Raw genomic sequence first — 9458 nt, forward strand, 5'->3', positions numbered from 1 at the left:
TGCGACTGCTTTGTAATTGAGAGCTTCCCATGACTGAGCCCCTGCGCATCGTCTTTGCCGGCACTCCCGAATTTGCCGCCGAACACCTCAAGGCCCTGCTGGCCAGCCCCCACGACATCGTCGCGGTCTACACCCAGCCGGACCGGCCGGCCGGTCGCGGGCAAAAACTGATGCCCAGCCCGGTCAAGCAGCTTGCCCTGGAACACGGCATCCAGGTGTTGCAGCCACCGACCCTGCGCGACGCGCAGGCCCAGGCCGAACTGGCCGCGCTGCAGCCGGACTTGATGGTGGTGGTCGCCTACGGCCTGATCCTGCCCCAAGTGGTGCTGGATATCCCGCGCCTGGGCTGCATCAACAGTCACGCCTCGCTGCTGCCGCGCTGGCGCGGCGCCGCGCCGATCCAGCGTGCGGTGGAAGCCGGCGATGCCGAGAGCGGCGTGACGGTGATGCGCATGGAAGCCGGCCTGGACACCGGGCCGATGCTGCTCAAGGTCAGCACCCCCATCAGCGCCGACGACACCGGCGGCAGCCTGCACGACCGCCTCGCACTCATCGGCCCGCCCGCCGTGGTCGAGGCCATTGCCGGCCTGGCTGCCGGCACGCTGGAAGGCGAAGTGCAGGATGACAGCCTCGCCACCTACGCGCACAAATTGAACAAGGACGAAGCCCGTATCGACTGGAGCCGCCCAGCCATCGAGCTGGAGCGCCTGGTGCGGGCCTTCAACCCGTGGCCGATCTGCCACAGCACCTTGAACGGCGAAGCCCTGAAAGTGCTGGCGGCCAATTACGCCGAAGGGAAGGGCGCAACGGGTGAAATCCTCAGCGCCAGTAAGGACGGTCTCGTCGTTGCCTGCGGTGAGCAGGCGCTGTGCCTGACGCGCCTGCAACTGCCCGGTGGCAAGGCGCTGAACTTCAGCGACCTGTTCAACAGCCGCCGTGAGAAATTTGCCGTCGGCACCGTCCTCGGCCAAGCGACGGACGCCTCATGAATCCGCGTCTGGCCGCCGCCAAGGCCCTTGCCGCGGTACTCAGCGGGAAAGCCTCGCTGAACAGTTCCCTGCCGACCCAACTGGACAAGGTGGAAGACCGTGATCGCGGTTTCACCCAGGACCTGGCGTTCGGCACCGCCCGCTGGCAGCCGCGGCTGTCGGCCCTGGCGGCCAAGCTGTTGCAGAAGCCGTTCAAGGCCGCCGATGCCGACGTCGAAGCGCTGCTGCTGGTGGGGCTCTATCAACTGCTCTACACCCGTGTCCCGGCCCACGCTGCCATCGGCGAAACCGTGGGCTGCGCCGACAAGCTGAAAAAGCCCTGGGCCAAGGCCCTGCTCAATGCCGTGTTGCGCCGTGCCCAGCGGGAAAGCGAAGCCCTGCTGGCCGAGCTGGAACACGACCCGGTGGTGCGCACCGCCCACCCGCGCTGGTTGCAGAAATCCCTGAAAGCCTTCTGGCCCGAGCAATGGGAAGCCATCTGCGCGGCCAACAACGCCCACCCGCCGATGATCCTGCGGGTCAATCGCCGCCACCATACCCGCGATGCCTATCTGGCGTTGCTGGGCGAGGCGGGCATCCCGGCCATCCCGTGCCAGTACAGCCGCGACGGTATCGTGCTGGAAACCCCGGGTGACGTACGTGCGTTGCCGGGCTTCGCCGAAGGCTGGATCAGCGTCCAGGACGAAGCCGCGCAACTGGCCGCCGACCTGCTGGAGCTGGCGCCCGGGCAACGGGTGCTGGACGCCTGTTGCGCGCCCGGCGGCAAAACCTGTCACATCCTCGAGGCCGAGCCGAAGCTGGCCGGCGTGGTGGCGGTGGACCTGGAAGCCAAGCGCCTGGTGCGGGTCAAGGAAAACCTCGAACGCCTGGGCCTCGACGCCCAACTGATCGCCGCCGACGGCCGCGACACCGCGACCTGGTGGGACGGCAAACCGTTCCAGCGCATCCTGCTGGACGCGCCGTGCTCGGCCACCGGGGTGATCCGTCGCCACCCGGACATCAAGCTCACCCGCCAGCCGGACGACATCGTCGCGCTGGCCACGTTGCAAGGCGAACTGCTCGATGCCCTGTGGCAAACCCTCGAAGTGGGCGGCATGTTGCTCTACGCCACCTGTTCGACCTTGCCCACCGAGAACACCGAAGTGATCGAGGCCTTCCTCGCCCGCGCCCCGGGCGCCCGGGAACTGGACATCGCCAGCCAGGCCGGCCTGAAGCAGCCCCATGGCCGCCAGTTGCTGGCCCAGGAAGGCGGGCACGACGGCTTCTACTACGCCAAGCTGATCAAGATCGCCGCCGCACGCGGTTAAGACCGATTCGATAGGAGTGACTGGATGAAAATCATCATCCTCGGCGCAGGGCAGGTCGGCGGTTCGCTGGCGGAACATCTGGCCAGCGAGGCCAACGACATCACCGTGGTCGACACCGACGGCGAACGCCTGCGCGACCTCGGTGATCGCCTCGACATCCGCACCGTACAAGGCCGGGGCTCGTTGCCCACGGTGCTGCGCCAGGCCGGTGCCGACGATGCCGACATGCTGGTGGCCGTGACCAACAGCGACGAAACCAACATGGTCGCCTGCCAGGTCGCCCACACCCTGTTCCACACCCCGACCAAAATCGCCCGGGTGCGCGAGGCCGCCTACCTGACCCGTGCCGACCTGTTCGACAACGAAGCGATCCCGGTGGACGTGCTGATCAGCCCCGAGCAGGTGGTGACCAACTACATCAAGCGCCTGATCGAGCACCCCGGCGCCCTGCAGGTGATCGACTTCGCCGAAGGCAAGGCCCAACTGGTGGCGGTCAAGGCCTACTACGGTGGGCCGCTGGTGGGCCAGCAACTGCGCCAATTGCGCGAGCACATGCCGAATGTGGAGACCCGAGTCGCGGCGATTTTCCGCCGGGACCGGCCGATCCTGCCCCAGGGCGATACGGTGATCGAAGCCGACGACGAAGTGTTTTTCATCGCCGCCAAAGCGAACATTCGCGCGGTCATGAGCGAAATGCGCCGCCTCGACGAGAACTACAAACGCATCGTCATCGCCGGTGGCGGGCAGATCGGCGAGCGCCTGGCCGAAGCCATCGAAAGCCGCTACCAGGTCAAGATCATCGAGATGAACCCGGCCCGCTGCCGCTACCTCTCGGACACCCTCGACAGCACCGTGGTGCTGCAAGGCAGCGCCTCCGACCGCGACCTGCTGCTGGAAGAAAACATCGCCGACGCCGACATCTTCCTGGCCCTGACCAACGACGACGAAGCCAACATCATGTCGTCGCTACTGGCCAAGCGCCTGGGTGCGAGGAAAGTGATGACCATCATCAACAACCCGGCTTACGTCGACCTGATCCAGGGCGGCGACATCGACATCGCCATCAGCCCGCAACTGGCAACCATCGGCACCTTGCTCGCCCACGTGCGCCGCGGCGACATCGTCAGCGTCCACTCCCTGCGCCGCGGCGCGGCCGAAGCCATCGAAGCCATTGCCCACGGCGATGCCAAGTCCAGCAAAGTGATCGGCAAAGCCATCCGCGACATCGGCCTGCCACCCGGCACCACCATCGGCGCAATCATCCGCGACGAAGAAGTCCTGATCGCCCACGACGACACCACGATCAAGACCGGCGACCATGTCATCCTGTTCCTGGTGGACAAGAAGCACATTCGCGATGTCGAGAAGCTGTTCCATGTGGGGTTGAGTTTCTTCTGATCTGGGATGTGCAGTGACAGAAAGGGCCTCATCGCGAGCAAGCTCGCTCCCACAGAGGATCGCCATTGCTCACAAATGCAGTGAGCAACCCCAACCCCCTGTGGGAGCGAGCTTGCTCGCGATAGCTATCTAGCAGCCAACCGATCAACCCCTGACACAACAGATAAGGACGCCGTCATGCTCGACTCCCTGGAAAAAATGCTCGCCAAAGGCATGGATAACGCCCTGCTGCGCTTCGGCCTGGGCAAAGGCTACCTGGACCTCGGCGAATTCCCCCGCGCCGCCGAACACTTCCAGCGCTGCGTCGAACTCGACCCCAAGTACTCAGCCGCCTGGAAACTTCTGGGCAAGGCCCACCAAGGCCAAGGCGACCTACCAGCCGCCCGCCAAGCCTGGGAACAAGGCCTCGAAGCTGCCCGCGCCCACGGCGACAAGCAGGCGGAAAAAGAAATGACCGTGTTCCTCAAAAAGCTGGATCGCCACCACTGACTTTGCACAAAACCGCTTTTTGTGGCGAGGGAGCTTGCTCCCGCTTGAGTGCGAAGCACTCACAAAAAAGCCCCACCACGTTCTCAAGACCAGCCCGCCAACCAGCCAACACTGAACTCCGGCATTAAGGGGCTATGTTGCCCCCGGATAAGGACTATCAGGCACCTGCTGTTACCGGGCTCGTGTGCCCCTGGGCAAAGCGAGTCGCCGATGTCTGTAGCAATAGAACAATGGACAAGGTAATCATCAGAAACGGTATCAACCACGCGCTCTCGATTAATGCCAGCTGCAGGCTTAGGATTAACAGCAAGACCGGCGTTGCGAGGGCGTTCGCCCGGCTAACACAGGCACCAACGGCAGCCTCGCTGTAGCGGTAGGCAATCGCAGCTCGGATATGCACCCGCGCACCGCCAAAGGCCATGCCAAGGATCAGCAGGCTTAGAGCCTTGAGCACTAGGGTATCTGGCACCATAAACCATACCGCTGCGGAAATGACGGCCAGCCCGATCAACCCCGAGAGAAATACCGATAGATTGCGACCGGTATTACTCAGAATGATCAGTACTCCCACCAACGCCATCCCCATGCCAAACACTGCATCCAGCACACCAAGCTCAAATAGCGCCCAGCCATGGCTCGACACATACACTGGAAGCATGAAGTTGAAGGCCCCGAGGATTGGCCAGATCAGCACCATTGGCACAAACAGGGTGAGTGGAAGCTTGGCTGGCGCAACTGTCTCGCTAGCCTCTTGTGCCACCACCGAGAGACCATGGCGGATGTAACAAATCGCTGATACCAGCAGGAATCCAGCGCCCAGAAAAATAAAGAACCCCATGCCCGGCAGGATCGGCATCAAGCCGGCTGCCAACAACGGTCCAATCATCAGGGCCGCTTGACCGGTTGCAGTTGTGGCACCACTGATTCGTCTGACAGAGGCTTCATCCATACCGCGCTGAACCTGGGTGAACCACATATCCAAGCTGGCTTCGAGCAGCATGAAAACCAGCCAGACAAAAAGGTTGGCGGCTAGCAATGCAAGGGTGATGTCTCGGCTTGCCCCTACCACCAGGCTGAGACCGGCCAGACAAAACGTAAACCAGCTGCTCATTTTCCGGCCGTTCATTCGCGCCGACAGCCGCTTGATAACCACCGGCGTGATGAAGGCCGGAATGAAGGAGCAAAAAATCGCCAATGCCAAAGGCAAATAACCACCTTCGTTCTGGTTGAGGATGGTCCACGTCAGGGAGACCACCAGTGCCCCGGAACATAGGCGGTAAGCCGTTGAGCAGACTAAAAAAATAGCTAATTCTTTTGAAAAATTCTTCATGATGATTTCCCTATCGTAAGCGTTTCGGCAGGACGGAAGTGAACGGCATCCTTGAGCGCTGTGAACTACCGCCTGGGCCGTGATAAATGCTGGCCATAGCGTTTTTGTGCACGCTAGAACCCCGTTTTTAAGACGCTTTGAAAGTTAAACTTTGCAACTGCATCAACGAGCAAAAAAAGCGTTCCTAAATGACAAACGAAACGCACTTTTTTTGGGCGGTTTGGCTGCGCCGGCATTGAAGTGGTGCATGCGCTCTTGCGGCAAATTTTAAACCTGAGCAAGGTCGTGTTATCTGTGTATGGCGGTCTTGTTGAACAACTGCTCAATGCTATGTCGTAGGTTGAACAAGATGACGCCGCAGAAAACCAAGCCTATCGATAGAATGACTGTTCCGTTTATCGGGTAGCTAAAGAACAGGTAGGAAATGATTATGGCGAAAAATGGAACCAGCAAGCCTATGGGGGCCACGGTGGATCCGGAATATTTTCTTATATTGTAGTTCCATATCCAGTAGCCCAGCAGAGTAGTCACGTAAGACTGTGAGATCAGCGACACTATGACTTTGTAGTTTATTGCATCCCTCAGGCTATAGAATGCGTCGGCCCCTTCAAAGTACAAGGCAAGAATAAATAGAATTGGAAGGCTGAATAATAAGCTCCAAATCATAAATGGCAGCAGGTCTTTAGGTTTGTACTTTTGAATAATGAATGTACACAAGCTAAAGCAGAAAGCTGCGAGCAAGCAGATAGCGACGCCCAACGGGCCTGAACCCTGATTGTTTTTGATAAGCATCAAGAAAAGACCAGAGAGCGATATTGCGAGGGCGATAATACTGATGTTGGAAGCTCTTTCCTTAAAGGCAATCAGGCCAATGATAAATGTAATGAATGCGCTGAGCTGAATGATGAGGGATACCGTGCCGGGGGAGGTGCCTGTATATATGGCAATGTTGGCGCACCCCCATATTCCGCCCCCAAACAATATTCCATATGCGGCGAGTACATACGCTGGAATCTTAGGTCTTGGCATGAAAAATACAAACGGGAAGACGCAAAGCGAAAACCTGATGAATGTCATCACGAATGGTTTTATTTGTTCAAGCCCTACTTTGATCAGGGCGAAGTTCCCCCCCCAGATCAGCGCCACTAGCAATAAAAATACGTAATCATGTGGGGCAATTCTTTTAGAACTGTTCATTGGTCAGAATCCACTTTTTAGCATGTCATCATAGACATTGCGAAAAGGTGATATTTTGGTGATTTCCTGCAAGCACTCATCGAAAATCTGTTGTCCCATGGGCGTCAACACCCCGTCCCGCTTGATCTGAGCGGCAGTCGCAAAAAATCTCTTCTCAGCTACCCGCCCTTTCTCAAGCGCCTCCTCTGCTAGTTTTCCAGACGCTATTTTCCCCAAGCCAGACATCGCGAGTGCAATTCTAGCCAGTACGAAAAGTGCGTGAAATATACCTAGCATGGGACGTGCATCAGGCCTGAATGGCGCTGTGTATAATTCGCTCTCTGGATTCAAGACAAACCTGTCGTCTGTGCTTTTTAAAAACAGTCTTAAATGGGCGGCCTCGTGGACTACCTGTTGTGCGTAATAGATGGGGCTATGGACTTCATCGGCCCATATCAAAACCAGCCCTAATAAATTGTAACTGCTGGCCGATCTGATATGGTATTCATCACCCGGCCCCGTCAAGACTATTTCATCTATTAAGATCTCAGCCTCATTGTATAGGTCTATCGATTGGGCCTTAAGAAGTTCTATTCCCGTGATTAATTTCGCTTTCTCGATCTCGACAACATCAGCGCCGATGAAACCAATGCTGATTTTACCAGACGCCTCTTCTCTTATTTCATCGACAACCAGGTCAATTTCTTCTTTTCGGTTGTTTTCAGAGAATCCAGAAACCCTGAATCCTTCAGATCCTTGCCTTTCGTTTTGCTTGGCTTCTTGAAAAAAATGTAAGCCTGAAGCTGCATCATTAGCTTGCAAGCTTTTGATGCACTTATTGTAGAATGCGAAAGACTTCCAAGGCAGCTTGGTTACAGAGTCGGATTTTTGATAGTCATCATTAAACACGCTTGCCAAGTAGGTCATCGACTCTTTGTATTGATTGAGCAATGCGTAGGAATCTTGGCGATACTCTTCATTTGTGATTAAGATGCTCAATTGACTTCTCCTTGAAACGGACTCTCCATAAAAAGAAGGACCGCCATAGCGATATGGCAGTCCTTCTAATAAATCACCGTCGAAATTTATTCGCCGATAGATTTATTTACGCTCGACAGCGCAACCATTGCAGTCAGGCTCAGTGCGGATTGAGATACGATCAGTTTGGACATATCGAGTTTCATAAAAAAGCTCCATCTTTTTGAAAGGTTATGCCATTCGCATTTCATTGCAAGGCAGAGCGAAACTAACATAGCCATTTTGAGAAATGACACTATTATTTCTTTGCTCCATATACTCATTTGCTATATTGGATCCAATTTACAGGAATATAGGTTGTCGCTTGGCCGTCGAAGACATGAAAAGGGGACAATGATGAAAAGGGGAGTTATTGGCTGGAAATAAATTTTCCCCCATTATTCAATGCAAGTATTCGGCGGCATGGAAACTATTGGATAAGGCCTACCTAGGTCAGGGCGACCTACCGGCAGCCCGCCAAGCCTGGGAACAAGGCCTTGAAGCCGCCCGAGCCCACGGCGACAAACAAGCAAGCATCCACGCGAATGTTATTGAAGGGGCCCCCCCTTGAATATAGACCTGTCTCTTGTCGCCGAGCAGCCCCAATCACTCCTGCGCCTCACCCCCCAACCGACCCCGCCGCACCGCCATAATCTGCGGGATCTTCTCCTCAATCCAATTCACCATCACCTCAAGATGCTCCGCCGCCTCCCGACCCAACGGCGTCAAGCGGTACTCTACATGCGGCGGTACCACCGGTAACGACTTGCGGTTGACCAACCCATCCGCCTCAAGCTCCTGCAACGTCTGCGAAAGCATCTTCTCGCTGACCCCGCCGATCTTGCGGCGCAGCTCGCTGAAGCGGTGCATCCCGCCCAGCAAAATGACCAGCACCAGCACGCCCCAGCGGCTGGTCATGTGCTTGAGGACCTCCCGAGAAGGGCAATCGGCGCTCAGTACATCGCCGCGTCGAACAGCGGCGCTAAACGGCTCGGAATTTCCGATGGGTGTGTTCACGATACTTACCTTTATGTACGTACTTACAAAAAGTTACCTTGGTCCCTAGGATGGCTTTTCGTCCTTTTTCCATCAAGGTATTTGTCATGATCGCCATCACCGGAGCCTCCGGCCAACTGGGCCGTCTTGTTATCCAGTCCCTGCTCGAACGCGTGCCAGCCGAGCAAATCGTCGCCCTGGTCAGAGACCCCGGCAAAGTCCAGGACCTGGCCGCCCGGGGCGTGGTGGTACGCACCGCCGACTACAACCAACCGGCCACATTGACTGCCGCGCTCAAAGGCGTCGATAAACTGCTGTTGATCTCCTCCAATGAACTGGGCAGCCGCGCCGCCCAACACCGCGCCGTGATCGATGCCGCCAAGGCCGCAGGTGTCACGTTCCTGGCCTACACCAGTGTCCTGCACGCCGACACCTCCACCTTGGGCTTGGCCGCTGAACATCGCGATACCGAAGCCGCCTTGAAAGCCTCGGGCGTGCCCCACGTATTGCTGCGCAACGGCTGGTACAGCGAAAACTACCTGGCGAACGTACCGAGCGCCGTGGAACATGGCGTCCTGCTTGGCAGCGCCGGGGAGGGCCGAATCAGCTCCGCGCCCCGTGCCGACTACGCCCAAGCCGCGGCGGTGGTGCTGACCACTGAAGGGCAGGCGGGCAAAGTCTATGAACTGGCGGGGGATAGCAGCTACACGTTGACTGAGCTGGCTGCGTTGATCAGCCAGAAAACTGGCAAGCCAG

General features: G+C 57.6%; 9 protein-coding genes and 1 pseudogene. 6 read left to right on the forward strand and 4 right to left on the reverse strand.

The features are described from left to right. Window positions 1–29 precede the first annotated feature (29 nt). The 4 genes from fmt (at window position 30) to J4E53_RS06755 (ending at window position 4183) form a co-directional block, all read left to right on the forward strand. The gene (fmt, locus tag J4E53_RS06740) at window positions 30–989 is read left to right on the forward strand and encodes a methionyl-tRNA formyltransferase (protein ID WP_103308603.1); all 960 of its coding nucleotides are present in this window, start codon (window positions 30–32) and stop codon (window positions 987–989) included. Beyond that, window positions 986–2296, forward strand: a complete 1311-nt coding sequence (gene rsmB / locus J4E53_RS06745) for a 16S rRNA (cytosine(967)-C(5))-methyltransferase RsmB (protein ID WP_103308602.1) — start codon at window positions 986–988, stop codon at window positions 2294–2296. Before fmt ends, rsmB begins: the two co-directional genes overlap by 4 nt. Window positions 2297–2320: 24 nt before the next feature. Continuing rightward, window positions 2321–3694: a Trk system potassium transporter TrkA gene (gene trkA, locus J4E53_RS06750; protein WP_060739847.1), complete on the forward strand. Its 1374-nt coding sequence runs from the start codon at window positions 2321–2323 to the stop codon at window positions 3692–3694. A gap of 177 nt (window positions 3695–3871) precedes the next feature. Further along, window positions 3872–4183 (forward strand): tetratricopeptide repeat protein, encoded by a 312-nt coding sequence (locus J4E53_RS06755; RefSeq protein WP_060739846.1) that lies wholly within the window; start codon window positions 3872–3874, stop codon window positions 4181–4183. 157 nt (window positions 4184–4340) lie between these two features. Here J4E53_RS06755 and J4E53_RS06760 read toward each other — a convergent pair whose 3' ends face one another. The 3 genes from J4E53_RS06760 to J4E53_RS06770 form a co-directional block, all read right to left on the reverse strand. After that, the gene (locus J4E53_RS06760) at window positions 4341–5513 is read right to left on the reverse strand and encodes a hypothetical protein (RefSeq protein WP_060739845.1); all 1173 of its coding nucleotides are present in this window, start codon (window positions 5511–5513) and stop codon (window positions 4341–4343) included. Window positions 5514–5801: 288 nt separating this feature from the next. Continuing rightward, the gene (locus tag J4E53_RS06765) at window positions 5802–6710 is read right to left on the reverse strand and encodes a DMT family transporter (RefSeq protein ID WP_103308601.1); all 909 of its coding nucleotides are present in this window, start codon (window positions 6708–6710) and stop codon (window positions 5802–5804) included. 3 nt (window positions 6711–6713) lie between these two features. Continuing rightward, the gene (locus J4E53_RS06770) at window positions 6714–7688 is read right to left on the reverse strand and encodes an aKG-HExxH-type peptide beta-hydroxylase (RefSeq protein WP_103308600.1); all 975 of its coding nucleotides are present in this window, start codon (window positions 7686–7688) and stop codon (window positions 6714–6716) included. Between the two features lie 427 nt (window positions 7689–8115). Between J4E53_RS06770 and J4E53_RS31030 the strand changes: the two are divergent. After that, window positions 8116–8277, forward strand: a pseudogene (locus tag J4E53_RS31030) (hypothetical protein); the annotation flags it as partial. A gap of 35 nt (window positions 8278–8312) precedes the next feature. Here the strand turns inward: J4E53_RS31030 and J4E53_RS06775 are convergent. Beyond that, window positions 8313–8723: a helix-turn-helix domain-containing protein gene (locus J4E53_RS06775; protein WP_256587163.1), complete on the reverse strand. Its 411-nt coding sequence runs from the start codon at window positions 8721–8723 to the stop codon at window positions 8313–8315. Window positions 8724–8809: 86 nt separating this feature from the next. On the opposite strand from J4E53_RS06775, the gene J4E53_RS06780 reads away from it, so the two are divergent. Beyond that, window positions 8810–9458, forward strand: a 649-nt coding sequence (locus tag J4E53_RS06780) for an SDR family oxidoreductase (RefSeq protein WP_207268119.1), incomplete at its 3' end; no start/stop codon positions are given.

The sequence above is a fragment of the Pseudomonas sp. FW305-28 genome (assembly GCF_017351395.1).
GTDB classification, from domain to species: Bacteria; Pseudomonadota; Gammaproteobacteria; order Pseudomonadales; family Pseudomonadaceae; genus Aquipseudomonas; species Aquipseudomonas fluorescens_AA.